The following is a 24,732-nucleotide window of genomic DNA, read 5'->3' on the forward strand; positions in this document are numbered from 1 at the left end:
GGGCCGCGTGTGCGGCCCGATGTGCGAGGATGGAACGATGCGAGCCCCCGCCGGGAACGGCGGGGGCTTTTTTCAGCTCAGCCGCCCCGGCGACGAGCCGGCACGAGGGCATCTCGTCCAGGCGCTCCAGCCCCCTCTCCAGCCCCCGCCAAGGTCCCGATCGGCACCACCAGCGGGCTGCCGTGCACGGGATCGCGGATCACGCGGCTCTCCACGCCGAAGACGGCGCGCACCAGGCTCTCGTCGAGGAGCTCCGCCGGGCGGCCCTGCGCGTGGACGCGGCCGTCGCGCAGCACGACGAGGTGGTCGGCCGTGCGGGCGGCGAGGTTGAGGTCGTGGAGGACGACCACCACGGTGCGGCCGCGCTCGCGCACGAGGCGGCGCACCAGGGCGAGGCAGTCGAGCTGGTGGGCGAGGTCCAGGTGGTTGATCGGCTCGTCGAGGCACAGGATCGGGGCGTCCTGGGCCAGCGTCATGGCGAGCCAGACGCGCTGGCGCTGGCCGCCGGACAGGGTGTCGAGGGGACGCTCGGCGAGATCGGCGACGCCGGTCGCGACCATGGCCGCCTCCACCGCCTCCGCGTCCTCCCGCGACCATTGCCGCCACAGGCTCTGGTGCGGGTAGCGGCCGAGCCGCACGAGGCCGAACACGGTGAGGTCCTCCGGCGCCGAGGGCGATTGCGCGAGGAGCGCGATCTTCTTCGCGAGCGCCGTGCCGGAGAGGGTCGCGACGTCGACGTCGTCGAGCCGAACGAGCCCCTCGGAGGGCATGGCCAGCCGGCGGATGGCGCGCAGCAGCGTCGACTTCCCGCAGCCGTTCGGGCCGGCGAGCACGGTCACCGCGTCGCGGGGGAGGGCGAGGTCGACGCGGTCGAGCGCCGTGCGCGGGCCGTAGGCGAGGGAGAGGCCCTCGACGCGGATCGTGTCAGCCATCGGCGCGGCTCCGGCGGGTGAGGAGATAGAGGAGATACGGCGCGCCGACGAGGGCGGTGACGGCGCCGGCCGGCACCTCGGTCGGCGCGAACAGGACGCGCACGACGAGATCGGCGCCAACCACCATCAGCGCGCCAACGAGGGCGGAGGCGAGGAGGCCCGGCCCCGCGGCGCGGCCCGTCAGCATGCGGGCGAGATGGGGCGCCACGAGGCCGACGAAGCCGATCCCGCCAGCGAAGGCGATCGCCGTCGCCGTGAGCCCGGCCGCCAGCACGATCGCGCCGGCGCGGGTCGAAAGCAGCGGCAGGCCGACGCCGCGCGCGCTGTCGCCGTCGAGGTCGAGCGTGTCGAGCCGGCGCGCCAGGAGCGCCACGGCGAGCGCCAGCGGCGCGGCGATGGCGGCGGCGAGCGCGACCTCGCCCCAGACGGCGCTGTGGACCGATCCCGCGAGCCAGTGCAGCGCCTGGCTGGTGCGGTAGATCGGGCCGGTGATCATCAGGGTCGTCGTCGCCGCCTTGGCGAGCGCGGCGAGCGCCACCCCGTAGAGGATGAGCCGCACGGGCTGGGCGAGCTCGCGCGCGCCGAGCGCGAAGACCAGCGCGACGAGGGCGAGCCCGCCGAGCACGGCGGCGAGGGGCTGCCAGTGGATCGAGACCGTGAGCGCGTTGTGGTCGTTCGAGAACACGGTCAGGAACAGGATCACCCCGAGCCCGGCCCCGTCGACGATGCCGAGCACGGAGGGCGCGGCGAGGGGGTTGCGCGTCGCCCGCTGCAGCAGGAAGCCGGCGACGCCGAGGCAGGCGCCGGCCAGGGCCGCCTGGAAGGCCCGCGGCGCGCGGAACTGGCCGACGATCAGCGCGTCCGTCGTCTCGCCCGCGCCGAGGAGGGCGGCGACGACGCGCTCGAGCGGGATCCAGGTCGAGCCGAGCGCGATCGAGACGAGCATCGCCAGGACGAGGCCGAGCGCGAGCCCGGCGAGGGTCGCGAGCGCGCGGGGCGCGACGAGGCGCGAGAAGTCGCCCGCGCGCAGGACGAGGCCGCGGGCGCTCACGCCGCCCTCCGGCGCAGAAGCGCGATCAGGACCGGCGCGCCGACGAGGGCGGTGACCACGCCGACGGGGACCTCGGCGGGGTGGATCAGGTAGCGCGCGCCGACATCGGCGAGGAGCGCGAACACGGCGCCGACGAGCGCCGCGACCGGGATCAGGTCGCGGTGCGCTAGGCCGACGAGACGGCGCGCGACGTGGGGCGCGACGAGGCCGATGAAGCCGACGGGCCCCGCCAGCGCCACCGCCCCGCCGGTGAGGGCCGCGATCGCCCCGAACGCCGTGGCGCGCACCCGCACCAGCGGCACGCCGAGGCCGCGCGCCGTGTCCTCGTCGGCGAGGAGCGCGTCGAGCGGGCGCGCCACGGCGAACGCGGCGAAGAGGCCCAGGACAACCAGCCAGCCGCTCGCGGCGAGCAGCGTCAGCGGCCGGTCGGCGAAGGCGCCCGCGAGCCAGAACAGGAGCTCGTCGAGGGTCGCCTCGTCGGTGGTGAGGATCACCTGGACGAGCGAGATCATCAGCCCGGCGAGCGTGATTCCGGCGAGGACCGTCCGCGCCGGCGACATCGCGGCTCGTGCCCCGCCGCCGGCATGGGCGACGGCGAAGATCAGGAGCGCCGTGAGAAGCGCGCCCGCCGCCGCGATCAGCGACAAGGCCGCCAGCGCGCCCACGCCGAACAAGACCGTCGCCGCGACGACGGCGAGCGCCGCGCCGGCATTGAGGCCGAGCACGTCGGGCGCGGCGATGCGGTTGCGCACCAGCGTCTGGATCAGCACGCCCGCGACGCCGAGGCTCGCCCCCGCCACGGGAGCGATCAGCGCCCTCGGCAGGCGCAGGTCGCGCACGACGTGATGCGCCGTCGAGCCGTCGAAGGTGAGGAGCGCGCCCGCGACGGTCCCAGGCGCATATTCCTGGAGCCCGAGCGACAGGCTCGCGGCGATGCCGGCGAGGAGCGCCGGCAGGAGCCAGGCGAGCGTCGGGACGAGGCTCGAGCGGGGGGACATGGGAGCGTGGACCCGGTGCGGCGTTTCGAGGCCCGGGGCTTTAGCAAGTCTTCACCGGAGATGTCCAGAAAACTGTACGACGAGCACGCGCGTAGGTTCCAGTTTGGAACAATTCCATTTCCAATGTTCTTGCTTATGCTTGACGAACACTTGCGCGCTCGTCATGGTGCGCGCGTTCGCTTTCGACGAGACGGCCCGCCATGTTCCGCGCCCGCCATCCCCTGCCGGTCCGCGAGATCGCCTTCGGCCTCGCCGCCGCCGTGCTGATCACCGGCGCGGCGATCGCGGAGCTCATCGCATGAGCGACGCCGCCGAGCCCGACCGACGCCGCGAGGCGCGCCGCGAGCTCGTCACCCAGGCTCTCGCCGCCGACGGCGATTGCTGCGCGGCGGACGCGACGCTGCTCGCGGCCGAGGGCTGCTGCCGCTGCCGGGCGGACCGCCCCGGCGAGCCGCCGGCCGCGCCGATCGTCGAGAGCACGCCCCCGACCCCGGCGCGGCGCCTGCCCGCCAGCTGACAGGATCCCCCGATGCGACACCCGTTCAAGCCCGCGGCCCTCGCCGCGCTCCTCTCCGTCGTCCTCGCGCTCCCCGCCGCCGCCCGCAGCGTCGAGCACGCCATGGGCGCGACGGAGGTTCCCGACGACCCGCAGCGCGTCGTCGTTCTCACCAACGAGGGCACGGAGGCGCTCCTCGCGCTCGGCGTCACGCCCGTCGGCGCGGTGAAGTCCTGGCTCGGCGACCCGTGGTACGCCCATATCGCCGACGAGATGGAGGGCGTCACCGTGCTCGGCACCGAGCACGCGCCGAACCTCGAGCTGATCGCGGCCCTCCAGCCGGACCTGATCATCGGCAACAAGATGCGCCAGGAGGAGATCTATCCCCAGCTCGCGTCCATCGCGCCGACCGTGCTCTCGGAGACCCTGCGCGGCGCCTGGCAGGACAATTTCGCCCTCTACGCCGAGGCCCTCGGCCGCGAGGACGAGGGCGCGACCGTGCTCGACGCCTTCGCCGCGCGCACGGCCTCGATCGGCGAGCGGCTCGGCGAGCGGGCGGCCGAGGAGATCTCGCTCGTGCGCTTCATGCCGCAGGCGACGCGGATCTACTACACCGATACCTTCGCCGGCATCATCCTCGACCAGATCGGCTTCGCGCGCCCGCCGGCGCAGGACAAGGAGGCCTTCGCCGAGCAGGTCACGAAGGAGCGCATTCCCGAGATGGAGGGCGATCGCCTGTTCTACTTCGTCTACGAGACGGGGGAGGGCGACGCCCTCGCCGCCGAGACCGACTGGATGGACGAGCCGCTCTGGCAGGCGCTCGAGGTGGTGAAGGCCGGAAACGTCCACCGGGTCGACGACGCGGTCTGGAACACCGCCGGCGGCGTTCTCGCGGCGAACCGCATGCTCGACGATCTCGAGGCGATCTACGGCCTCGAATGAGGACGCGTCCCGCCGAGGCGGGGATCGCGCTTCCCCCGGCGGCCGCGCCCTTCGCGACGCGGCTGCGTCTCGGGAGCGCAGAGGGCGTCCCCCGCCGCGGCGCTGCACGACCGCGCCGCGCTCGCCGATCTTCTCGCGCGACCATGCTCCAAACGTGAATCGAGAGCTGTTCCGACCTGATCGCATCAGGTCGGGAACCGCTCTAGAGCAGATCGCTTCCTGATGGAATCGCGCGGGGGATTCCCTTCGAGGCCAGTTCGTGATTCACGGTAGAGGCTGGCGGAGGAGGCCAGCCGCCATGACGAAGCCCCTCTCGATGGATCTGAGGCAGCGCGTCCTCGCTGCGGTCGATGCCGGCATGAGCCGCCGGGCCGCGGCGGACCGCTTCGGGATCGCGCCGTCCGCGGCGGTGAAGTGGTTCAACCTTCGGCGCGAGACGGGCTCGGTCGCGCCGCGGGCGCAAGGCGGCGACACGCGGTCCGGGCGGATCGAGGCGCTCGGCCCGGTCATCCTCGCGATGGTGGAGGAGGCGCCGGATCTCACCCTCGTCGAGATCGCCGAGCGGCTCGAGCGCGAGCACGGCGAGCGCTTCGCGCCCTCGACGGTGCACCGCTTCTTCGGCCGCCACGGCCTGACGTTCAAAAAAAGTCCGGCCACGCCAGCGAGCAGGACCGCGCCGACGTCGCCGCGGCCCGCGAGGCCTGGTTCGAGGAGCAGCCCGAGCTCGACCCGCAGCGGCTGATCTTCATCGACGAGACCTGGCTCAACACCAAGATGGCGCGGTTGCGGGGCCGCGCCCCCGAAGGCGAGCGCCTGCGCGCCGGCATCCCTCACGGCCATTGGCGCACCACGACCTTCGTGGCCGGGCTCAGGATCGGCGGGATCGACGCGCCGATGCTGATCGACGGCGCGATCAACGCGGCGAGCTTCCTCGCCTACGTCCAGCAGGTCCTGGTTCCGACGCTGAGCCCCGGCGACGTGGTGATCATGGACAACCTCGCCAGCCACAAGACCCCCGCCGTGCGCGAGGCCATCGAGGCGGCCGGAGCCGAGCTGCGCTTCCTGCCGCCCTACAGCCCGGACTTCAACCCCATCGAGAACGCCTTCGCCAAGCTGAAGGCCCTGCTCAGGAAGGTCGCCGCCCGGACGCGCGACGCCCTCTGGAGCGCCGTCGCCGACGCCATCGAAGCCTTCCCGCCAGAGGAATGCGCGAACTTCTTCACCGCAGCAGGATATGAACCCGAGTGGTGAGAATCTGCTCTAGTCCGCCCAGCCGTAGGACAGCGTCCACAGGATCGGCTGCGCCGCCCGCATCGCCGGGTCGTCCGAGGAGAAGAGGCTGTCGCCCGCGACGGACGCGAGGGCGTCGGGGTCGGCATCCGGATCAGCCGCCAGCCGCGCGAACAGCAGGCAGCCGCCGGGCAGCGCGCCGAGCCGACCGCCGCGCCAGTCGCCGACCGTGCCGCCGTAATCCCACTCGAAGCCGTAGAGGTCGAACGGTCCCCCGTTCGCCGCCTCGACCTGCGCGAGACTGGCGCCGGGCGCCAGCGTCGCCCCGTCGCCGAGGGCGAAACGGGTGCCGGACAGGTCGTACAGGATCACCCGCGCCGGCCGACGGCGCGCGTCCGGGTCGTGCCAGAGGATCTCGATGCGCCGCGCCTCGTCGTCGGGAAAGATCGCGGTCCCCGGCTCGAACGCGCCCTCGCCGACATAGATGTCGGCGAGGGCGACGTTGCGTGCGCCGAAGGCGGCGACGAGCGCCGCCTCGTCGGCGTCACGCCCGATCGGCCCGTCGCAGGAGAGCGTGGCGGGCTCCTCCTTGGAGGCGAACTTTTCCGCGCTCTGTGCGTGGGCGTCGGCGCTCGCGAGCGCGCAGAGCGTCAGCGTCGCGACGAGGGCGCGCGGCCTCACAGCTGCGCCTCCACCGCCTTGCCGCACTCCACCGTCCCGGCGTTGCCGCCGAGATCGCGAGTGCGCAGCGTCCGCTCGGCGAGCGTGCGCTCCACCGCGGCGACGATCTCGGCCGCGGCGTCGCGCTCGCCCAGATGGTCGAGCATCATCGCGCCCGACCAGATCTGGCCGATCGGGTTCGCGACGCCCGCCCCCGCGATGTCCGGCGCCGAGCCGTGAACCGGCTCGAACAGCGAGGGGTGGTCGCCCTCCGGGTTGATGTTGCCCGACGGCGCGATGCCGATCGTGCCCGTGCAGGCGGGGCCGAGATCGGAGAGGATGTCGCCGAAGAGGTTCGAGGCCACGACGACGTCGAACCAGTCCGGATGCAGCACGAAATGCGCGGTGAGGATGTCGATGTGGAACTTGTCCACCGCGATCTCCGGATAGGCGCTCGCCATCTCGGCCACGCGCTCGTCCCAATAGGGCATGGTGATGGAGATGCCGTTCGACTTCGTGGCCGAGGTCAGCTTCTTGCGCGGGCGGCGCTGCGCCAGCTCGAAGGCGTATTTCAGCACGCGGTCGACGCCGACCCGCGTCATCACCGTCTCCTGGATCACCACCTCGCGGTCGGTCCCGGCGAACATGCGCCCGCCGACCGAGGAATACTCGCCCTCGGTGTTCTCGCGCACGACGAAGAAGTCGATGTCGCCCGGCCCGCGGCCCGCGAGCGGGGAGGGGACGCCGGGCATCAGCTTGACGGGGCGCAGGTTGACGTACTGGTCGAACTCGCGGCGGAACAGCAGCAGCGAGCCCCAGAGCGAGACGTGGTCCGGCACCGTGTCCGGCCAGCCCACCGCGCCGAAGAAGATGGCGTCGTGCCCGCCGATCCGCGCCTTCCAGTCCTCGGGCATCATCCGGCCGTGGCGGGAATAATAGTCGCAGGAGGCGAAGTCGAACCAGTCGAGCTCGAGCGAGAAGCCGTGCTTCGCCGCCGCCTTCTCGAGAACGCGCACGCCCTCCGGCACGACTTCCTTGCCGATCCCGTCGCCGGGGATCACCGCGATCCTGTACGCGCGCGCCATCTCGTCCTCCGTGATCCGTCGCTCTCGTGGCGCGGGATCATACAGAGGCGCGCGCCGCGGGGAAGCGTGCGGAGCGTGGGGCGGGGCCAATGCGGATGGGAGGAGAATGGTACAGCTGGGCGGACTCGAACCGCCGACCTTCGGAGCCACAATCCGACGCTCTAACCAACTGAGCTACAGCTGCATGGCGCGGCGACCGGGGGCCGCCGTCAGGCCCGCTATGTGACGCAAAACGCGGCGCGTTGCAAGCCCGTTCGGGGCTGGAAAACGCGAAACGCCCGGCGGTGGCCGGGCGCTCGGAAAGGGGAGGGCGGCGCGGGCGCGCCGCGGCCTCCGCCGGCAGCCTTACTTGGCGACCGGCTTCGCCATCATCGCCTCGACGGGCTTCATCGCGTCCTTCATGAGGCTCGCGTAGAGCTCGCCCATCTTGGTCGACTGGGCCACCATCGACTCGTAGGTCGACTTCACGTAGTCCGTCTGGATCTCGATGGCCTTGTCGAGGGTCTTGGCGCCGACGAGCTTCTCGAGCGTGGAGGTCGAGTGCTCGAAGGACTTCTTGGCGTAGTCGGCGGACTCGACGGCGATCTGCTGAGCGCCCATGGAGAAGGCGCCGAAAGCCTTCATGGCGGCGTCCATGTTCTCCTTGCCGAGCTTCTGGAAATCGTCGAACTGGTTCATCATGATCGTCTTCCTCCGGCGCTGAGCGCGCCGCATCTGGCTGTCCGGGATCGGGCGCCGCTGGCGGGCCCTCGTCGCGGACCGTCCCGCGACCATCCTCATTATGTGCACTGCAACATGCCTGTCAAGGTTTTTGTGCGGTGCAACATATCCGGTGAAATCCCGAGCGGTCGCTTAACCCCTCCGTAACCGCGCTTGCCTCATCATTGACATCGTGACGCGCCAGCAACGCGTCGGGGACGGGCTGACCAAGAAGCTTTGGGTTCACGACCGAGACACGGGGACGGTCACAGATGGTACAGCGTAGCGTTTTGGTCATGCGCGAGCTCGCGTTCGCGCTGACGGTCCTGTGCGGCCTGGCGGCGATCGTTGCCGCTCCGCCGCCGGCCGCCGCCGGCTACAACCCGCCCTATGCCGCCTTCGTCATCGACGTGAAGACGGGGGAGGTCCTCCACGCCGAGAACGCAGACGCGCGGCGCTATCCGGCGTCGCTGACGAAGGTCATGACCCTCTACATGCTGTTCGAGCAGCTGGAGGCCGGCCGCCTGCGGCTCGACTCGCCGCTGCGCGTCTCCGCGCGCGCCGCCGCCGAGCCGCCCTCGAAGATCGGCGTGCGGGCCGGCTCGACGATCGAGGTCGAGGACGCGATCCTCGCGCTCGTCACCAAGTCGGCCAACGACGTCGCCGCCGTGGTCGCCGAAAATCTCGGCGGGTCGGTGGAGAACTTCGCCCGGCAGATGACGCAGCGCGCCCGCGAGCTCGGCATGGCCTCGACCACCTTCCGCAACCCGCACGGTCTGCCAGACAACGGCCAGGTGACGACGGCGCGCGACATGGCCCGCCTCGCCGTCGCGATCCAGGACCGCTTCCCGCAATATTACCGCTATTTCCAGCGCCGCAGCTTCGGCTTCGCCGGCAAGACCTACCGCAACCACAATCGCCTGCTCGGCCGGGTCGAGGGCGTGGACGGCATCAAGACCGGCTTCATCCGCGCCTCGGGCTTCAACCTGATGACGAACGCCAAGGCCAACGGGCGCCACATCGTGACCATCGTCATGGGCGGGAAGTCGGGCGCGCATCGCGACGGCATCGTGGAGCGCCTGGTCGAGCGCTGGCTGCCCCGCGCCTATGCGGGCACGCGCCGCACGCCGATCATCGCGGGCCCCGGCGGCACCGTGGCCGTGGCGCTGCCGCCGGCGCGGCCGGCGGACCTGGTCCCGGCGGTGCTCGTCGCTTCCGCCGCGCCCGGCCAGCCGCTCGATCTCTCGCGCATGCGTCCCGCCGTCGCCACCGCCTCCGGGGCGAGCACGGTCACGCCGGGCTCGCTGCGCTCCGATACCGCCGCAGCCGCGGCCCCCGCGAGCGCCATGGCCTTCGCCGCCGTGCGCCAGCCGGCGGATGGCGTGCCGCTGCCGCCGGCGCCGATCCCCGAGGTGAGCGAGACCGCCTCCCTCGCCGCCGGGCAGCCCGCCTCCACACTCGTCGAGACCGCTCCGGTGCCGCCGCTGCCGGCCCGCGGAGAGGCGCCCGTCGCCGCGGACGCGCCCGTCGGCGACACCGCGCTCGGGCAGGAGATCGTCGTCGCCTCCGCGGACGCCTCCGTGCCCCTGCCGCCCCAGGCCACGGCCCCCCAGGCCGAGGCCGCGCCGACCCCGCCGGCGCGCACCTACGCCCTCACCGAATGGGTGATCCAGATCGCCGCGACGCCCACCGAGGAGGCCGCTTTCGACCTGCTCCAGCGCGCCCAGTCGCGCGTCGGCAACCCGCTCACCACGGTGGCGCCGTTCACCGAGGAGATCGAGTCGAACGGGGCGACGCTCTACCGGGCCCGCTTCACCGGCTTCGACGGCAAGGACGCCGCGCAGAACGCCTGCCGCGCGCTCGAGCGCAAGGGGTTCGACTGCTACGCCGTGCGCAGCTGACCGTCGTCTTTCCGGTCCGCCGCCGTTCCGCGGCGGGCCGCTCCCCCTCTGCCGAATTCCGAGAACGGAGAGGCTCGAACCCCGTCCAGTCCCCAGGCTTATCGCGCGTGGAGTATCAGCGATGTCTGCGAAGAAGGATTTCCTTGGCTTCGTTCACCCGGGCGGCGAGATACGTCGAGCCCCCCTGGTCGGGATGGAGCTTCATCATCAGGCTCCGGTGCGCACGCCGGACGTCGTCGGGGCCCGCCCCCGGCTCAAGCCCCAGGATCTGGTAGGCCTCCTCTTCCGACATCGCGCCCGGCTTCGCCTCGCGGCGCGGCCCCGCGTCGCCGTCTCCCTGCGAGTCCTGACGCCATCCGGGAAACCGGCGGTCGAAATACGCCTGTAGCAGCCGCACGCCCTCCGGGTCGGAGGCGGCGGCCTCGGCGTAGAGATCCTTCAGCGCCGCCTCGTCGAGCCCGTTCAGGCGCTGCCCCGCCTGCTTGCCGGCGAGGACGGTGCCGTCCATGTCGCCGGTGTCGTGGGACAGCTCCATCTCGATGAGGGCGGAGCGCACCTTCGAGGTCTGGCCCTTCGATTTCGATCCGCCGCCGCCGAGCCCCGGTATGTGCCGCGCCCACGGCAGGCTCCAGCCCAGCAGCCAGGCGCCGAAGCCGCTCGTCAGGATCGCCATGTCGATGCGCCCGCGCAGGGCGAGCAGGATCGACACCGCGATCAGCGCGCCGCCGCCCACCCGCTTGACGACCTTGGCGAGGTCCTTCGGGTTCGCCTTGGCGAAGGCGCGCATCAGCCACCAGAACGCGAAAACGGCGGCGAGCCCGTACATCAGGCTGATCATCGGCGCGCTCTCCTCCCCCTCGTCCGACCGGCTCAGCGCTTCATGGCGGTGAGCAGCCGGCGGGCGTGCGCGTCGCGGGAGGCGAGGCGCGCGAGGCCGGCGTCCCCGCCGCTCGCATAGGCGGCGGCCGCGCGCAAGAGGCCGGCGAGGGTCTCGGGCGCGGAGGCGTCGAAGCGCTCGTAGGCGCCGCCGGTGAGCCGGGCGATCTCGCGCAGGGCCCGCTCCGCGGTGGGGTCGCGCCCCTCCTGGAAGACGAAGCCCTTGACGCCGAGAAGGCCGAGCTCGCCCGCCGCGGCGCAGACGTCGTCGATGCGCTCCTCGAAGGCGTCGCCCACGAAGACGAAGGCGTCGACCCGCCCGGCCTTGGCCTCCTTGCGGATATGGGAGAGCGCGCGCCCGATCTGCGTGTGGCCGCCTCGGCAGGCGATCCCGGTCATCAGCCCGGTGAGCGCCTTCGGCTCGCCGACCCAGCGCGAGGCGCGGCATTCGGCGAAGCCGCGAAAATAGAGAAGCTGCACGTCGAGCCCGCCGATCTCGGAGGCGGTCTCGAACATCTGCGCCTGTAGGCCGCAGGCGAGGTCCCAGGTGGGCTGACGCGACATCGTGGCGTCCAGCGCGAAGACCAGACGCCCGCGCCCTTCCGTCGGCGCGACCGGCGCGAGCGCCTTCGCGTCGGCGAGAAAGGCCTCGACGGCCGACGCCCCGCTCGGCGCCTGCGGCCGCGTCTCCCCGCCCTTCTCCAGGGACCGGCCCCGATCCTCGTCGCTCGCGCTCATCGCCGACCTCCACGCATGTCCGCCCCATGATTTGGCGAGCGAAGCGCGCGATGCAATCGCCGCCGGGGCCGCAGGGAGCGTTCAGGCCCGTTCGGCGAGCGCCCGCAGCGGCTCCGGAGCGCCCTCGAAGATCACGGGAGCGAGGAACGCGCGGGTGCGCAGCAGGTCCTGCTGAGCGGCTCCGAGCCCGGCCTCCGTACACACGTCCGCCCAGGCGGATTTCAGAGCGCGGATCTGGTCGGCGATCAGCGCCTCGGCCGAGGCCGCATCCATGAGGAAAGCCGGCGCGGCCCTGATGCACGTGGCGAGCCGGCTCAGCCGCTCTGCGCCGGTGATCGACATCGCCTGGCTCGCCTCGCCGCCGGTGCGGACCTGGGGGCATACGTCGTAGGCGGGCGTGAAGGAGAGGCTCGCCCCGTCCCAGAAGGCCGCGTGGTTGCGCGCGTGGTCGTCGGTGTTTCCGCACAGGATGTTGAACGTCATCCGCGCGAACAGCTCCCGCAGGCTGCCCTTGGGATCGTCGAAGCGCATACGGACGATCTCCGCGAGCGTCTCGTAGCTGGCGTACCGCGCGGCCATCTCGTCGAGCCCGAGCAGGGTGAGGGCCGAGACCATCGCCTTGCGGCGCCAGCCGTCCTCCATTCGCACCCGGTCGAACCGCTCCACCAGGAGCACGTCCCTCCCCGCGGCGCGCGCGAGCTGGACGGGCGCCGTTCGGATGCCGACCCGCGCGGCGATGCGCATGGCGACGAACTCGGCCTTGACCACGTCGAAGACGTCGGTGGAGGAGGAGAATTTCGCGATCAGCTTGCGATCGACCTCCGTCACGAGCGCCTTCGGCCGCGCACCGCCCAGCGAGGTGCCGTGGAACAGGGCCGCGTCGAGATCGGGCGGAAGCGGGAGCCCGCGCTCGACCCGCTCTGCGGCCGTCATCAGCTCCTTCAGCGTCGCCGAGCGGGCGAGCCGCGGCACGTAGCTCCGTGCGGATCGCTGGAAGTCGAGCGCGCCGACGCGATCCGATCCGCTCTCGAGCAGGTAGGTCAGCTCGTCCAGCGACGCGACGTCGGCCTCCGGGCCGGCTCGGCCGGCGAGCCGGTTGAGGATCACGCGGCGGCCCCATGCGTCCGGCGCGGCGTCGCGCAGGCAGCTCGCCATGGAAAGGCCGGGCTCCGGCAAAATGACACCGGGGCGCAGCGGCAGCTCCGGCTCGTAGAGCGGGATCGCGTTCTCGCGCGCGAGGTAGCTCCGGCCGTAGTTGAAGACGAGACGGTCCCCGTCGCGGGCGAGGCGGCCGGCGACGACCGGCTCTTTCCCGCCGGGCAGCCAGACCCATACGTAGGCCTCGTCGAAGCGCGCCTCAGAAGTCATCCTTCACCGCTCGCGTTCTGGGCCGCACGGCTTTCGGGAGCAGCGTCAGGCGGTCCCTGGCCGCGGCGATGTGGGGGGCGAGCGTGCGCGGCTCCGGCTCGAACAGGGGCGCGCCGACGACGGCGGCCACCTCGAACGCCGCGCCGATGGCGCAGCCCATGTCTCCCGCCTCGATCCGATGCACCAGTCCGCGCGACACGCCCGCCCGCTCCGCCACCTCGGCGACGGTCATCTGCCGATCGATCCGGGCGTTGCGGATCGACAGGCCGAGGAGCTCCGCGGCGTCCCGGGCTCGCCGGGAATAGGGCCTCGTTGCGGGCTTGGGCATGAGCGCTCCGTAAACAGGGCTGGAAACAAGCTGATGATCTATTTATAGCACATTTCAACGCACCGCAATTGCCCCCGGGCCGCGCGTGATCGAACGCGATGGCCGGATGCCGACGCCATCCGCCATCGTCCTGCGCCGGGGTGCGACGATTTACGCAGGCGCCCCCGCGGCCACGTCCCGAATGTGGACACCTTCCCGTCCTCTCCCCATACTCATCGCAGGCTCCCGGAGAACCGCAGAAGGATCGCCGCTTGACGAGACGCCTCCTGACCGCCGCCGCGCTCGCGCTCGCCGTGGGCTTCCCGCCGGCCATATCGGCGCAGACCGCCGAGGATGCCGGCGAATGGCGCCACGGCGCCGCCCTGATGGGAGAGCCGCGCTACGAGCCCGGCTTCGCGCATTTCGACTACGTGAACCCGGATGCGCCCGAGGGCGGCATGGTTCGGCTCGGGACCCAGGGCTCCTTCGACAATCTCAACATCATCGTCGCCGGCGTGCGCGGCGAGCTCGCCGCCGGGCTCGGCCTCGTCTACGAGACGCTGATGACGGACGCCATGGACGAGCCGTCCACCATGTACGGCCTTATCGCCGAGGCCATACGCTTCCCGGACGACTATTCGAGCGTCACCTTCCGTCTCGACCCCGACGCCCGCTGGCACGACGGCGCGCCGATCACGGCGGCGGACGTGATCTGGTCGTTCGAGACGCTGAAGGCGGCGAATCCGCTCTACCAGACCTACTACGCCAACGTGGTCTCGGCCGAGGAGACGGGGGAGGGCGAGGTCACCTTCGGCTTCGACGTGACCGGAAACCGCGAGCTGCCCAAGATCATGGGCCAGCTCCTCGTCCTGCCGAAGCACTGGTGGACCGATCCCGCGCGGGCGCCGGACGAGACCATGCTCGAGCCGCCGCTCGGCTCGGGGCCCTACCGCCTCGCCTCGTTCTCGCCCGGCCGCAGCGTCGCCTACGAGCGCGTGCCGGACGCCTGGGCGGTCGACCACCCGACGAACGTGGGCAAGTACAATTTCGACGAGGTCCGCTACGAGTACTTCCGCGACGCGACGGTGCTGCTCGAGGCCTTCAAGGCCGACCAGGTGGACTTCCGCTCGGAGAACGTCGCCCGCAACTGGGCGACCGCCTACGACTTCCCGGCGCGCGCCGAGGGCGAGGTGGTGCTCGAGAGCTTCCCGATCCTGTCGTCCGGGCGCATGCAGGCCTTCGTGCCGAACCTGCGCCAGGAGCGCTTCCAGGACGCGCGCGTGCGCCGGGCGCTGAACCTCGCCTTCGCCTTCGAGGACATCAACCGCACGATCTTCTTCAACGCCTACGAGCGCATCGATTCGTTCTTCGAGGGCACGGAGCTCGCCTCCGTCGGCCTGCCGGAGGGGCGCGAGCTCGAGATCCTCGAGGAGTATCGCGGCCGCATCCCCGACAGCGTCTTCACCGAGGTCTACACCAACCCGGAGAACGCCGATCCGCAGGCGCAGCGCGCCAACCTGCGCGAGGCCGATCGCCTGCTGCGCGAGGCGGGCTGGGTTCTCGAAGGCGGCCGGCGGGTGAACGCCGAGACCGGCGAGCCCTTCGAGATCGAGTTCATCACCTTCCAGCCGAGCCACGAACGCTACGCGCTGCCCTACGGCCAGGCGCTGGAGCGGCTCGGCATCCGGCTGAACGTGCGCGTCATCGACCCGGCGCAGTACCAGAACCGCCTGCGCAGCTTCGATTTCGACCTCACCACGGTGCTGTGGCCGCAATCGCTCTCGCCCGGCAACGAGCAGCGCGACATGTGGAGCTCGCGCGCGGCGGACCTCCCGGGCTCGCAGAATTACGCCGGCATCCGCAATCCGGTGGTCGACGAGCTGATCGAGCGCATCGTCTTCGCCGAGACGCGCGGCGAGCTCGTCGCCGCGACGCGGGCGCTCGACCGCGTTCTCCTGCACAACGACTACGTCGTGCCGCAATGGTTTCTCGGCGAGCAGCGCACGGCGCGGTGGGACCGCTTCTCGCATCCCGAGATCATGCCCCGCTACGGGGCGGCGGCGTTTCCGACGATCTGGTGGTACGACGCCGAGAAGGCTGCGCAAACGGGGACCGCGCGATGACGCATCCGATCACGAGAAGCGGCCCGACGCGCCGCGGATTCTTCATGGGCGTCGCCGCTTTCGCGGGGGCGCTCGCCCTGCCGCGGGGCGCGCGGGCCGCCTACGAGGCGGTGAGCGCGGTGGGCCTCGCGCAGGAGGATTTCGTCGAGCGCCACGGCATGTCGCTGTTCGGCCCCCTCGAGCTGCCGCCGGACTTCGCGCACCTGCCCTACGTGAAGCCGGACGCGCCGCAGGGCGGCGAGATCTCGCGGCAGGTCTCCTCGATCGCCTACAATCAGAACTTCAGCACCTTCAACACGCTGAACACCTACGTCCTGCAGGGCGACGGCGCCGCGGGCATGGGCGCGACCTTCGACACGCTCATGGCGGGCTCTTCGGACGAGCCGGACGCGCTCTACGGGCTCCTGGCGGAGACGGTGGCGCGCTCGAAGGACGGGCTCGTCTTCCGCTGGCGGCTGCGGCCGCAGGCGCGCTTCCACGACGGCTCTCCCCTCACCGCCGAGGACGTCGCCTTCACCTTCATGCTGCTGAAGGAGCAGGCGCATCCCAATCTCTCGCAGCGCCTGCGCGAGGTGGAGAGCGCCGTCGCGCTCGAGAGCCACCTCGTCGAGGTGCGATTCGTCCCGCAGCGCACGCGCGACATCCCCCTCGTCGTCGCCGGGCTGCCGGTCTTCTCGAAGGCCTATTGGGAAGGCCGGGACTTCCAGGCCTCGACGCTGGAGGCGCCGCTCGGATCCGGCGCGTACCGCGTCGGGCCCTTCGACGTCGGGCGCAGCATCACCTTCGAGCGGGTGGAGGATTATTGGGGCGCGGACCTGCCGATCAACGTCGGGCAGAACAATTTCGACCGCATCCGCTACGAGTATTTCCGCGACCGCGACGTCGCGTTCGAGGCCTTCAAGGCCGGCCAGTTCTCGTTCCGGGAGGAGTTCACCTCCCGCCAATGGGCGCGCGGCTACGATTTCCCGGCCGCGAACGAGGGACGGGTGGTGCGCGAGGAGCTCGACACCAACCTGCCGCAGGGGCCGCAGGGCTGGTGGTTCAACACGCGCCGCGCCAAGTTCGCCGATCCGCGGGTGCGCGAGGCCATCGGCTACGCGTTCGATTTCGAGTGGACGAACGAGAACATCATGTTCTCGTCCTACGCGCGGCTGCACTCCTTCTTCGAGAATTCCGAGCTGAAGGCGGAGGGGCCGCCCTCCGAGGCGGAGCTCGCGCTGCTCGAGCCCTATCGCGCGGGGCTTCCCGAGGAGGTCTTCGGCGAGCCCTGGGTTCCGCCCGTCTCGGACGGGTCGGGGCAGGACCGCGCGCTCCTGCGCCGCGCCAACGATCTCCTGCGCGAGGCGGGCTGCGAACGGCGCGGCGCCACGCTCCACCTGCCCTCGGGCGAGCCCTTCACGATCGAGTTCCTCGACTTCTCGCCCCTGTTCCAGCCGCATCTGCAGCCGTTCCTCGCCAACCTGAAGCTGCTCGGCATCGAGGGCACGTCGCGCATCGTCGATGCGGCCCAGTACGAGCGGCGGATGAACGATTTCGACTTCGAGGTCGCCTCGCGCCGCTTCGGCGCCTCGCTGACGCCGGGCGGCAGCCTTCGGATCGTCTACGGCTCGGAAGCGGCCGCGACGTCGGGGACGGCGAACATCTCCGGCGTGGCGGAGCCGGTGGCCGACGCGCTGATCGAGGTCATCGCCAACGCGCAGAGCCGCGAGGAGGTCGTCACCGCCGCGCGGGCGCTCGACCGGGTCCTGCGGGCCGGCCGCTACATGGTGCCGATGTGGTACAAGCCGACCGACTGGCTCGCCTATTGGGACGAGTTCTCGCGCCCCGAGCGCCGGCCGCGCTACGGGATCGGAACCTCCGCCTGGTGGTTCGACGAGGAGAAGGCGGCGCGCGCGAACCGGACCTGAGGCCGCCTCGCCGCAACTTTTTTGCCGCCGGGCGCGATGACGGGTAACGTCGCGCTCCGGCGCGACCGCCAGAGTGAAACGAAAAGCGATGCTGGCCTACATTCTCCGCCGCCTGCTCCTGATGATCCCGACCCTGTTCGGGATCATGCTGATCTCGTTCGTCATCATCCAGTTCGCCCCCGGCGGCCCGGTGGAGCGCATCATCGCGCAGCTGCAGGGCACCGACGTCGGCGCGACCTCGCGCATCGCCGGCGGCGGCGGAGATCTCGCGAGCGGCGCCGGGAACGGGGGAGGGGAGACGACCTCGACCTATCGCGGCGCGCAGGGGCTCGACCCCCAGTTCATCGCGGAGCTCGAGGCGCAGTTCGGCTTCGACAAGCCGGCCTACGAGCGCTTCGGGCTGATGCTGTGGAACTACATCCGCTTCGATTTCGGCGAGAGCTATTTCCGCGACGTGACGGTGGTGGACCTGATCATCGAGAAGCTGCCGGTCTCGATCACGCTCGGCCTGTGGATGACGATCCTCTCCTACGCCATCTCGATCCCGCTCGGGATCAAGAAGGCGGTGCGGGACGGCACGCCCTTCGACTGGTGGACCTCGGCGATCGTCATCGTCGGCTACGCCATCCCGGGCTTCCTGTTCGCCATCCTGCTGATCGTGCTCTTCGCCGGCGGCTCGTTCTGGCAGATCTTCCCCCTGAGGGGGCTGACCTCCGACAATTGGGAAGAGCTCTCGCTCGTCGGCAAGGCGCTCGACTATCTCTGGCACATCGCCCTGCCGATCACCGCCATGGCGCTCGGCGCCTTCGCGACCGCGACGCTGCTGACCAAGAACTCGTTTCTCGACGAGATCCGCAAGCAATACGTCATGACGGCGCGGATGAAGGGCCTCTCCGAGCGGCAGGTGCTCTACGGCCACGTCTTCCGCAACGCCATGCTGATCGTCATCGCCGGCTTCCCAGGCGCCTTCATCGGCGCCTTCTTCGCCGGTTCGCTCCTGATCGAGACGATCTTCTCGCTGGACGGGCTGGGGCTCCTCTCCTTCGAATCGATCGTCAACCGCGACTATCCGGTCGTGTTCGCGACGCTCTACATCTTCTCGCTCGTCGGCCTGGTGGTGAACCTGATCTCGGACCTCACCTACGTCTGGATCGATCCGCGCATCGACTTCGAGACGCGGGAGGTCTGAGATGAACGTCACCGTCGATCTCAGGAAGCCCCTCGAAGGCCAGCGCCTCGCCCCGCCCGTGGCGAACAAGGGCCTGCTCAACCTCACGCCGATCAACCGGCGGCGGCTGCAGAACTTCAAGGCGAACAAGCGCGGGCTCTGGTCCTTCTGGATCTTCATGGTCCTTTTCGTCGTGACGCTGTTCGCGGAGTTCATCGCCAACGACAAGCCGATCCTCGCCATGTACAAGGGCGAGCTGCTCTATCCCGTGGTCGTCGACTATCCGGAGGAGAAGTTCGGCGGCTTCCTCGCGGTGGCGGACTATCGCGATCCGTTCATCGCCGACGAGATCGAGGCCAATGGCTGGATGCTGTGGCCGCCGATCCGCTTCCACTACTCGACGCACAATCTCAACCTTCCCGTCCCGGCGCCCGCGCCGCCGACCTGGATGCTCGACGAGGCGCAATGCGCCCAGGCGATCGATCGGCTCGGCGTCGAGAGCTGCGACGCGCTGGAGATGAACTGGCTCGGCACCGACGACCAGGGCCGCGACGTGCTGGCGCGGCTGATCTACGGCTTTCGCATCTCGGTCCTGTTCGGCCTCGTGCTCGCCATCGCCTCCTCGATCATCGGCGTGATCGCCGGCGCGGTGCAGGGCTATTTCGGCGGCTGGGTCGACCTGATCTTCCAGCGCGTGATCGAGATCTGGACGGCGATCCCCTCGCTCTACCTCCTGATCATCATCGCCTCCGTGATCACGCCGACCTTCTGGGTGCTGCTCTTCATCCTGCTCCTGTTCTCGTGGGTGTCGCTGGTGGGCGTCGTGCGCGCCGAGTTCCTGCGGGCGCGGAACTTCGAGTACGTCCGCGCCGCCAGGGCGCTCGGCGTCGCCGACGCCAAGATCATGGCCAAGCACGTCCTGCCCAACGCCATGGTGGCGACGCTGACCTTCCTGCCCTTCATCCTCAACGGCTCGATCACGACGCTCACCTCGCTGGACTTCCTCGGCTTCGGCCTGCCGCCGGGCTCGCCCTCGCTCGGCGAGCTCCTCGCCCAGGGCAAGGCGAACCTCCAGGCGCCCTGGCTCGGGCTCACGGGCTTCTTCGTCATCGCCTTGATGCTCTCGCTCCTGATCTTCGTCGGCGAGGCGGTGCGCGACGCCTTCGACCCGAGGAAGACGTTCACCTGAGGACGAGGTATGATGAGGGTGAGGAGGAGCCGGCCGTGAACAAGGTCGTCAAGCATCACGTCCCCGTCGAGCGCCTGCCCGAGGAGCTGCGCCGCGGCTTCGCGGCCGGGGAGATCGTGGAGGTCGAGGTGCGCGGCCCCGCGTCGGACGCGGACGAGCGCGCGCCCGCGGCGCCCGAGGACGAGGGCGAGGCGCTCACGCTCGAATCTTGGCGGCGGCAGCACTGGGCGGAGCACGGCGAGCCGCCGCCGCTGCCGCCGGAGGAAGTGGAGCGGCGTGGTCGCTTGTTCGACCGCTTCTTCGGGTCGCACGCACACTTGAACACGAGCATCGAGGAGGCCGTCGTTCGAATCCGCGCGCTGCGGGACGAGGACGATTGAGCCCCCGCATGGGTGAAACTCCGCAGGCTCCGTACTCCGACGGTACACGGATCTATCTCGACGCGAACGTGCTGATCGAGTTCGTCGAGCGCGCGGATGCCGGCCTCGCTCGCCTCGTCTCGGACGCGCGGGCTGGCCGTATTGCGCTCGTCACGAGCGAGCTGACGCTGGCGGAGGTGATCGTGGTGCCGATGCGGGACGGCGCCTCCGGGCTGCTCGCGCAGTATCGCGACCTTTTCGAGCAGCCCGAGCTGATCGAATGCGCGCCGATTACGCGCGGAATTCTCGAGCGCAGCGGCGAGATCCGTGCGGCGGACGGCGGCAAGCTCGCCGACGCCATCCACCTCGCGACCGCCGAGATCGCCGGCTGGAGGTCTTCCTCGCCTCCGACAGGCGCATCCGGCCACGGGCGCCGATGGTCCGCATCGGGATCGAGCGCGTGACGCACGAGAGCTGAGGCATGCTGACGCGCGCTGCGCGCCGCGCCCAACTAGGTTATGATCGCGCGCGACGTCGCCGCTGGAGGGAGCCGTGAACAGGATCGTCAAGCATCACGTGCCGGTGGGAGAGCTGCCGCAGCAGCTGCGGGAGGGACTCGACCCGGCGGCGTTCGCGACGGTGGAGGTGACCGTCGAGGCGGACGAGGCGGCGGCTGCGGACGCGCCGATCGCCGTCGAGCACCTCTTCGGCCTGCGCGACAATTATGCTTCGATCGAAGATGTCGACGCTTACGTCAGGTCTCTTCGGGAAGAGTGGGCGCACCGTGAGCGTTGAGGCGGGATCCGTCTATCGCGACAGCAACGCATTCATCGCCGCATTCGAAACCCGGGGCGGTCATGCGAACGCGATGCGCAGCTTGTTCACCGGCGCCACGCCGGGCGTGATCAGGCGCGTGACGAGCGAATTGACCTTGGCGGAGGTGCTCGCGAAGCCGGCGAGGCTCGACGACGCGGAATTGACGGACGCGTATCTGACGCTGATCGTCCGGTCGGGGCTACGCGTTCGTCAGCAGCGACCGACGCATCCGGCTGCCCACCGGCATGCGGCGCATCGCCCCGACCGCCGAGGGCGTCCGCGAGTTCCTCGAGACACGATGATCGAGACCTCATGACCACCACCCCCCTCCTCTCCGTCCGCGACCTCTCCGTCGCCTTCACGCAATCCGGGCGCACCGCGCTCGCGGTCGATCGCGTCTCCTTCGACATCGCCAAGGGCGAGACGGTGGCGCTCGTCGGCGAGTCGGGCTCCGGCAAGTCGGTCACCGCGCTCTCGGTGCTCAAGCTCCTGCCCTATCCGTCCGCCTCGCACCCGTCCGGCGAGATCCACTTCAAGGGCCGGGACCTCCTCGCCGCCTCCGAGCAGGAGATCATGCAGGTGCGCGGGGCGGACATCACCATGGTGTTCCAGGAGCCGATGACCTCGCTCAACCCGCTGCACGTGATCTCGCGGCAGATCGGGGAGATCCTGCGGCTCCACCGGCAGCTGTCGGAGAAGGACGCCCGCGCCCGCACGCTGGACCTGCTCGAGCGGGTGGGCATCCGCGAGGCCGCCTCGCGCCTCGACGCCTATCCCCACCAGCTCTCCGGCGGCCAGCGCCAGCGCGTGATGATCGCCATGGCGCTCGCCAACGACCCCGATCTCCTCATCGCCGACGAGCCGACGACGGCGCTCGACGTCACCGTCCAGGCGCAGATCCTGACGCTGCTCGCCGAGTTGAAGCGCGATCTCGGCATGGCGATGCTGTTCATCACCCACGATCTCGGGATCGTGCGCAAGGTGGCGGACCGGGTCTGCGTGATGCTGCAGGGAAAGATCGTCGAGCACGGCCCCGTGGCCGAGGTGTTCGATAATCCGCAGCACGAGTACACCCGCCGCCTCCTCGCCGCCGAGCCGAAGGGCAGGCCCGACCCCGTGCCGGCGGACGCCGAGACGCTGGTCGAGGCGGGGCCGATCAAGGTGCATTTCCCGATCAAGCGGGGCTTCCTCGGCCGCACGGTGGGGCACGTCAAGGCGGTGGACGGGGTGAGCGTGCGGGTGCGCGCCGGCGAGACGGTCGGCGTGGTGGGCGAATCCGGCTCCGGCAAGACCACGCTCGGCCTCGCCATGCTCCGCCTGATCTCGTCCGAGGGCCCGGTCGTCTTCCTCGGCGACCGGCTCGACGGGCTCAAGTCCAACCGCGTGCGCCCCTACCGCAAGGACATGCAGATCGTCTTCCAGGACCCCTACGGCTCGCTGTCGCCCCGCCTCTCGGTGGCGCAGATCGTCGAGGAGGGCCTCCTCGTCATGAACAGCCGGCTCTCGCTGGAGGAGCGCCGCGAGATCGTCGCCCGCGCGCTCCTCGACGTCGGCCTCGACCCGGCGGCCATGGACCGCTACCCGCACGAATTCTCCGGCGGCCAGCGCCAGCGCATCGCCATCGCCCGCGCCATGGCGCTGGAGCCCCGCTTCGTCGTGCTCGACGAGCCGACCTCCGCTCTCGACATGTCGGTCCAGGCGCAGATCGTCGACTTGCTCCGCGACCTCCAGAAGAAGCGCAAGCTCGCCTACATGTTCATCTCGCACGACCTCAAGGTCGTGCGTGCGCTGGCGAACCACGTCCTCGTCATGCAGAACGGCGTCGTGGTGGAGGAGGGGCCGGCGGAGCGCATCTTCGAGGCGCCGGAGACGGACTACACCCGCGCCCTCTTCGCCGCCGCCTTCGCGCTGGAGGCCCGGCCGGACGTGGTGCGGGAGTGACGTGTTCTCCTTCCCTGTAGGGGAAGGTGGCGCCGCGCGAAGCGCGGTGACGGATGGGGCGCGGCGTAAGCCGCGTTCGGCGAAGCCGAAATCGGCGGAATTGCCTCGCCGCTGCCGATTCGTCTCGCGGCCCGCGTTCCCTTCGGCTTCGCCGAACGCGTCGCTCCCGCTCCCCGCCCCATCCGTCCGGTCGGCTGCGCCGCCCGGCCACCTTCCCCTACAGGGAAGGAGCGTCCGTGCGGATGACAACCCCCGCCCCCCGCGCTAGCCTCCGCGCAAAGAAGGAAACACGCCGCATGCCCCGCGCGCTCGTCATCGTCCTCGATTCCGTCGGCGTCGGCGGCGCCGAGGACGCGCATGCCTACGGCGACGAGACCTCGGATGCCGAATCCGACACGCTCGGCCACATCGTCGAGGCCTGCCGCGACGGCCGCGGCGATCGCGCCGGCCTGCGCGACGGGCCGCTGCGCATCCCCCACCTAGCCCGGCTCGGGATCGGCCTCGCCCACGCCGCCTCGACCGGGCGCGCCGCGCCGCTGCCGGACCTCGCGCCGCAGCCCGAGGGACCCGTGGCCGCCTACGGCTACGCGGTCGAGACCTCGGCGGGCAAGGACACGCCGTCCGGCCATTACGAGATCATGGGCTGCCCGGTCCCCTTCGCCTGGGGCATGTTCCCGAAGACCGAGCCCACCTTCCCGAAGGCGCTCACCGATGCGCTGATCGCGCGCGCGCACCTCCCCGGCATCCTCGGCGACAAGCACGCCAACGGCATGGCGATCATCGAGGAATGCGCCGCCGAGCACGTGCGCACGGGAAAGCCGATCTGCTACACCTCGGCGGATTCCGTCTTCCAGATCGCCGCGCACGAGGCGCATTACGGGCTGGAGCGGCTCTACGAGACCTGCCGGATCGCCCGCGAGCTCTGCGACGCCTACAAGGTCGGCCGCGTCATCGCCCGCCCCTTCGTCGGCGCGCCCGAGACCGGCTATACCCGCACGGGCAACCGCAAGGACTACGCCCTGCCCCCGCCCGCGGACACGCTCCTCGACGTCCTCGTGCGGGAGGGCCGCGCGGTCGTCTCGGTCGGCAAGATCGGCGACATCTTCGCCCACCGCGCCACCGGCGAGGAGGTGAAGGGCCATGGCAACGCGGCCAACCTCGACGCCGCCCTCGCCGCCTTCGCGCGGCTGCCCGAGGGCGGGCTCGTCTTCGCCAACCTCGTCGATTTCGACCAGGAGTTCGGCCACCGCCGCGACGTCCCCGGCTACGCCGCCGCGCTCGAGGCCTTCGACGCCCGCGTGCCCGAGATCGAGGCGGCGCTGCGCCCCGGCGACCGCGTCGTGATCACCGCCGACCACGGCAACGATCCGACCTGGATCGGCACCGACCACACCCGCGAGCACGTCCCGGTCCTCGCCTTCGGCCCGGGCCTCGCGCCGCGCGAGCTGGGCCGGCGCGAGACCTTCGCCGACATGGGCGCGGCATTGGCGCACTGGCTCGGGGTCGCGGGGACGGGGCAGGGGACGGCGTTCGGGATGTGAGGGGCTCTTCCCGATCGGGATGAATCTGTTCGTCTTGCCAGTAATCTTCCCGTTCGGTAAGATGACGCGTGTTTCCTGCGCTCTCTTCCCGATCGGGAAGACCATCCCCACCCGAGGAGCCGGTCATGATCGCGACGCCCGCCGATCTCGGCGCCCTCGTCCGCGCCCGCCGCAAGGCGCTCGGTCTCACCCAGGCCGATCTCGCGGCGCGCTGCGGGACCGGAGAGCGCTTCATCGTGGAGCTCGAGGCCGGCAAGTCGACCGTCCAGCTCGGCAAGGCCCTCCTCGCAGCCCGCGAGGTCGGCCTGCGCCTCGTCGACGCCTCGGCCCGCCCGTCCGCGCCCGCCGACACGCCGCCCGACGACGGCAAGCTCGACCACCTCCCGCGGTTCTGACGGCGGCGCG

General features: G+C 70.9%; 25 protein-coding genes and 1 tRNA gene. 15 read left to right on the forward strand and 11 right to left on the reverse strand.

What is annotated here, in order from left to right:
• Positions 1-77: 77 nt before the first annotated feature.
• Genes ABL310_RS03990 through ABL310_RS04000 form a run of 3 tightly spaced genes read right to left on the reverse strand, consistent with a single transcriptional unit; the run spans position 78 to position 2,981 of the window.
• Positions 78-932: an ABC transporter ATP-binding protein gene (locus ABL310_RS03990; RefSeq protein ID WP_349370416.1), complete on the reverse strand. Its 855-nt coding sequence runs from the start codon at positions 930-932 to the stop codon at positions 78-80.
• Positions 925-1,983: an iron ABC transporter permease gene (locus ABL310_RS03995; RefSeq protein WP_349370417.1), complete on the reverse strand. Its 1,059-nt coding sequence runs from the start codon at positions 1,981-1,983 to the stop codon at positions 925-927. The genes ABL310_RS03990 and ABL310_RS03995 overlap by 8 nt, the downstream gene beginning before the upstream one ends.
• Entirely contained in the window at positions 1,980-2,981 is a 1,002-nt protein-coding gene (locus ABL310_RS04000) for an iron ABC transporter permease (RefSeq protein WP_349370418.1), read from the reverse strand. Before ABL310_RS04000 ends, ABL310_RS03995 begins: the two co-directional genes overlap by 4 nt.
• Before the next feature lie 298 nt (positions 2,982-3,279).
• Between ABL310_RS04000 and ABL310_RS04005 the strand changes: the two genes are divergently transcribed.
• The 3 genes from ABL310_RS04005 to ABL310_RS04015 all read left to right on the forward strand — a co-directional run bounded on the left by ABL310_RS04005 (position 3,280) and on the right by ABL310_RS04015 (position 5,670).
• Entirely contained in the window at positions 3,280-3,498 is a 219-nt protein-coding gene (locus tag ABL310_RS04005; RefSeq protein WP_349370419.1) for a hypothetical protein, read from the forward strand.
• Positions 3,499-3,510: 12 nt separating this feature from the next.
• Positions 3,511-4,419: an iron-siderophore ABC transporter substrate-binding protein gene (locus tag ABL310_RS04010; RefSeq protein ID WP_349370420.1), complete on the forward strand. Its 909-nt coding sequence runs from the start codon at positions 3,511-3,513 to the stop codon at positions 4,417-4,419.
• Positions 4,420-4,717: 298 nt separating this feature from the next.
• A protein-coding gene (locus tag ABL310_RS04015) for an IS630 family transposase (protein WP_349368028.1) occupies positions 4,718-5,670 on the forward strand; the annotation gives its coding sequence in 2 pieces (ribosomal slippage) (positions 4,718-5,060 and positions 5,060-5,670; 954 coding nt in all).
• A gap of 9 nt (positions 5,671-5,679) precedes the next feature.
• On the opposite strand, the gene ABL310_RS04020 is transcribed toward ABL310_RS04015, so the two are convergent.
• The 4 genes from ABL310_RS04020 to ABL310_RS04035 all read right to left on the reverse strand — a co-directional run bounded on the left by ABL310_RS04020 (position 5,680) and on the right by ABL310_RS04035 (position 8,075).
• A complete protein-coding gene (locus tag ABL310_RS04020) occupies positions 5,680-6,330 on the reverse strand; it encodes a hypothetical protein (RefSeq protein ID WP_349370421.1) in 651 nt (216 codons plus the stop codon).
• Positions 6,327-7,394 carry a tartrate dehydrogenase gene (locus ABL310_RS04025; protein ID WP_349370422.1) on the reverse strand — a complete coding sequence of 356 codons (1,068 nt, stop codon included), beginning with the start codon at positions 7,392-7,394 and terminating at the stop codon, positions 6,327-6,329. The genes ABL310_RS04020 and ABL310_RS04025 overlap by 4 nt, the downstream gene beginning before the upstream one ends.
• A gap of 107 nt (positions 7,395-7,501) precedes the next feature.
• Positions 7,502-7,578 (reverse strand) — tRNA-His (locus tag ABL310_RS04030).
• A 161-nt stretch (positions 7,579-7,739) separates the two neighbouring features.
• Positions 7,740-8,075 (reverse strand): phasin family protein, encoded by a 336-nt coding sequence (locus ABL310_RS04035; protein ID WP_349370423.1) that lies wholly within the window; start codon positions 8,073-8,075, stop codon positions 7,740-7,742.
• Positions 8,076-8,389: 314 nt separating this feature from the next.
• Here ABL310_RS04035 and ABL310_RS04040 point away from each other — a divergent pair, with 314 nt between their 5' ends.
• Positions 8,390-9,994 carry a serine hydrolase gene (locus tag ABL310_RS04040; RefSeq protein WP_349370424.1) on the forward strand — a complete coding sequence of 535 codons (1,605 nt, stop codon included), beginning with the start codon at positions 8,390-8,392 and terminating at the stop codon, positions 9,992-9,994.
• Positions 9,995-10,109: 115 nt separating this feature from the next.
• Here ABL310_RS04040 and ABL310_RS04045 read toward each other — a convergent pair whose 3' ends face one another.
• The 4 genes from ABL310_RS04045 to ABL310_RS04060 form a co-directional block, all read right to left on the reverse strand.
• Positions 10,110-10,829 carry a DnaJ domain-containing protein gene (locus ABL310_RS04045; protein ID WP_349371990.1) on the reverse strand — a complete coding sequence of 240 codons (720 nt, stop codon included), beginning with the start codon at positions 10,827-10,829 and terminating at the stop codon, positions 10,110-10,112.
• 35 nt (positions 10,830-10,864) lie between these two features.
• On the reverse strand, positions 10,865-11,608 hold the full coding sequence (locus tag ABL310_RS04050; RefSeq protein ID WP_349370425.1) for a VWA domain-containing protein: 744 nt from the start codon (positions 11,606-11,608) through the stop codon (positions 10,865-10,867).
• An 81-nt stretch (positions 11,609-11,689) separates the two neighbouring features.
• Positions 11,690-12,976 carry a type II toxin-antitoxin system HipA family toxin gene (locus tag ABL310_RS04055; protein WP_349370426.1) on the reverse strand — a complete coding sequence of 429 codons (1,287 nt, stop codon included), beginning with the start codon at positions 12,974-12,976 and terminating at the stop codon, positions 11,690-11,692.
• Positions 12,966-13,304 (reverse strand): helix-turn-helix transcriptional regulator, encoded by a 339-nt coding sequence (locus ABL310_RS04060; protein ID WP_349370427.1) that lies wholly within the window; start codon positions 13,302-13,304, stop codon positions 12,966-12,968. Before ABL310_RS04060 ends, ABL310_RS04055 begins: the two co-directional genes overlap by 11 nt.
• Before the next feature lie 251 nt (positions 13,305-13,555).
• Between ABL310_RS04060 and ABL310_RS04065 the strand changes: the two genes are divergently transcribed.
• From ABL310_RS04065 to ABL310_RS04115, 11 genes are all read left to right on the forward strand, one after another.
• Positions 13,556-15,406, forward strand: coding sequence for an extracellular solute-binding protein (locus ABL310_RS04065; RefSeq protein WP_349370428.1), 1,851 nt, complete (start codon positions 13,556-13,558; stop codon positions 15,404-15,406).
• A complete protein-coding gene (locus ABL310_RS04070; RefSeq protein ID WP_349370429.1) occupies positions 15,403-17,313 on the forward strand; it encodes an extracellular solute-binding protein in 1,911 nt (636 codons plus the stop codon). The genes ABL310_RS04065 and ABL310_RS04070 overlap by 4 nt, the downstream gene beginning before the upstream one ends.
• 88 nt (positions 17,314-17,401) lie before the next feature.
• The gene (locus tag ABL310_RS04075) at positions 17,402-18,502 is read left to right on the forward strand and encodes a microcin C ABC transporter permease YejB (protein ID WP_349370430.1); all 1,101 of its coding nucleotides are present in this window, start codon (positions 17,402-17,404) and stop codon (positions 18,500-18,502) included.
• A 1-nt stretch (position 18,503) separates the two neighbouring features.
• Positions 18,504-19,670: an ABC transporter permease gene (locus ABL310_RS04080; protein ID WP_349370431.1), complete on the forward strand. Its 1,167-nt coding sequence runs from the start codon at positions 18,504-18,506 to the stop codon at positions 19,668-19,670.
• A 35-nt stretch (positions 19,671-19,705) separates the two neighbouring features.
• The gene (locus ABL310_RS04085) at positions 19,706-20,050 is read left to right on the forward strand and encodes a hypothetical protein (protein WP_349370432.1); all 345 of its coding nucleotides are present in this window, start codon (positions 19,706-19,708) and stop codon (positions 20,048-20,050) included.
• Positions 20,047-20,493, forward strand: a complete 447-nt coding sequence (locus tag ABL310_RS04090) for a PIN domain-containing protein (RefSeq protein ID WP_349370433.1) — start codon at positions 20,047-20,049, stop codon at positions 20,491-20,493. The genes ABL310_RS04085 and ABL310_RS04090 overlap by 4 nt, the downstream gene beginning before the upstream one ends.
• 88 nt (positions 20,494-20,581) lie before the next feature.
• Positions 20,582-20,824: a hypothetical protein gene (locus ABL310_RS04095; RefSeq protein WP_349370434.1), complete on the forward strand. Its 243-nt coding sequence runs from the start codon at positions 20,582-20,584 to the stop codon at positions 20,822-20,824.
• The gene (locus ABL310_RS04100; RefSeq protein ID WP_349370435.1) at positions 20,814-21,161 is read left to right on the forward strand and encodes a PIN domain-containing protein; all 348 of its coding nucleotides are present in this window, start codon (positions 20,814-20,816) and stop codon (positions 21,159-21,161) included. Before ABL310_RS04095 ends, ABL310_RS04100 begins: the two co-directional genes overlap by 11 nt.
• A complete protein-coding gene (locus ABL310_RS04105) occupies positions 21,158-22,786 on the forward strand; it encodes an ABC transporter ATP-binding protein (RefSeq protein WP_349370436.1) in 1,629 nt (542 codons plus the stop codon). The genes ABL310_RS04100 and ABL310_RS04105 overlap by 4 nt, the downstream gene beginning before the upstream one ends.
• A 296-nt stretch (positions 22,787-23,082) precedes the next feature.
• Positions 23,083-24,327: a phosphopentomutase gene (locus ABL310_RS04110; RefSeq protein ID WP_349370437.1), complete on the forward strand. Its 1,245-nt coding sequence runs from the start codon at positions 23,083-23,085 to the stop codon at positions 24,325-24,327.
• Positions 24,328-24,452: 125 nt separating this feature from the next.
• Entirely contained in the window at positions 24,453-24,722 is a 270-nt protein-coding gene (locus ABL310_RS04115; RefSeq protein ID WP_349370438.1) for a helix-turn-helix transcriptional regulator, read from the forward strand.
• Positions 24,723-24,732: the final 10 nt, after the last annotated feature.

The sequence above is a fragment of the Salinarimonas sp. genome, assembly GCF_040111675.1.
Taxonomy (GTDB): domain Bacteria; phylum Pseudomonadota; class Alphaproteobacteria; order Rhizobiales; family Beijerinckiaceae; genus Salinarimonas.

Bases quoted from the DNA above. Each gene is read 5' to 3' on its own strand.
- ABL310_RS03990 (WP_349370416.1), bottom strand. From the start codon at position 932: ATGGCTGACACGATCCGCGTCGAGGGCCTCTCCCTCGCCTACGGCCCG.
- ABL310_RS04000 (WP_349370418.1), bottom strand. From the start codon at position 2,981: ATGTCCCCCCGCTCGAGCCTCGTCCCGACGCTCGCCTGGCTCCTGCCG.
- ABL310_RS04005 (WP_349370419.1), top strand. From the start codon at position 3,280: ATGAGCGACGCCGCCGAGCCCGACCGACGCCGCGAGGCGCGCCGCGAG.
- ABL310_RS04010 (WP_349370420.1), top strand. From the start codon at position 3,511: ATGCGACACCCGTTCAAGCCCGCGGCCCTCGCCGCGCTCCTCTCCGTC.
- ABL310_RS04025 (WP_349370422.1), bottom strand. From the start codon at position 7,394: ATGGCGCGCGCGTACAGGATCGCGGTGATCCCCGGCGACGGGATCGGC.
- ABL310_RS04035 (WP_349370423.1), bottom strand. From the start codon at position 8,075: ATGATGAACCAGTTCGACGATTTCCAGAAGCTCGGCAAGGAGAACATG.
- ABL310_RS04040 (WP_349370424.1), top strand. From the start codon at position 8,390: ATGCGCGAGCTCGCGTTCGCGCTGACGGTCCTGTGCGGCCTGGCGGCG.
- ABL310_RS04050 (WP_349370425.1), bottom strand. From the start codon at position 11,608: ATGAGCGCGAGCGACGAGGATCGGGGCCGGTCCCTGGAGAAGGGCGGG.
- ABL310_RS04055 (WP_349370426.1), bottom strand. From the start codon at position 12,976: ATGACTTCTGAGGCGCGCTTCGACGAGGCCTACGTATGGGTCTGGCTG.
- ABL310_RS04060 (WP_349370427.1), bottom strand. From the start codon at position 13,304: ATGCCCAAGCCCGCAACGAGGCCCTATTCCCGGCGAGCCCGGGACGCC.
- ABL310_RS04070 (WP_349370429.1), top strand. From the start codon at position 15,403: ATGACGCATCCGATCACGAGAAGCGGCCCGACGCGCCGCGGATTCTTC.
- ABL310_RS04075 (WP_349370430.1), top strand. From the start codon at position 17,402: ATGCTGGCCTACATTCTCCGCCGCCTGCTCCTGATGATCCCGACCCTG.
- ABL310_RS04080 (WP_349370431.1), top strand. From the start codon at position 18,504: ATGAACGTCACCGTCGATCTCAGGAAGCCCCTCGAAGGCCAGCGCCTC.
- ABL310_RS04105 (WP_349370436.1), top strand. From the start codon at position 21,158: ATGACCACCACCCCCCTCCTCTCCGTCCGCGACCTCTCCGTCGCCTTC.
- ABL310_RS04110 (WP_349370437.1), top strand. From the start codon at position 23,083: ATGCCCCGCGCGCTCGTCATCGTCCTCGATTCCGTCGGCGTCGGCGGC.
- ABL310_RS04115 (WP_349370438.1), top strand. From the start codon at position 24,453: ATGATCGCGACGCCCGCCGATCTCGGCGCCCTCGTCCGCGCCCGCCGC.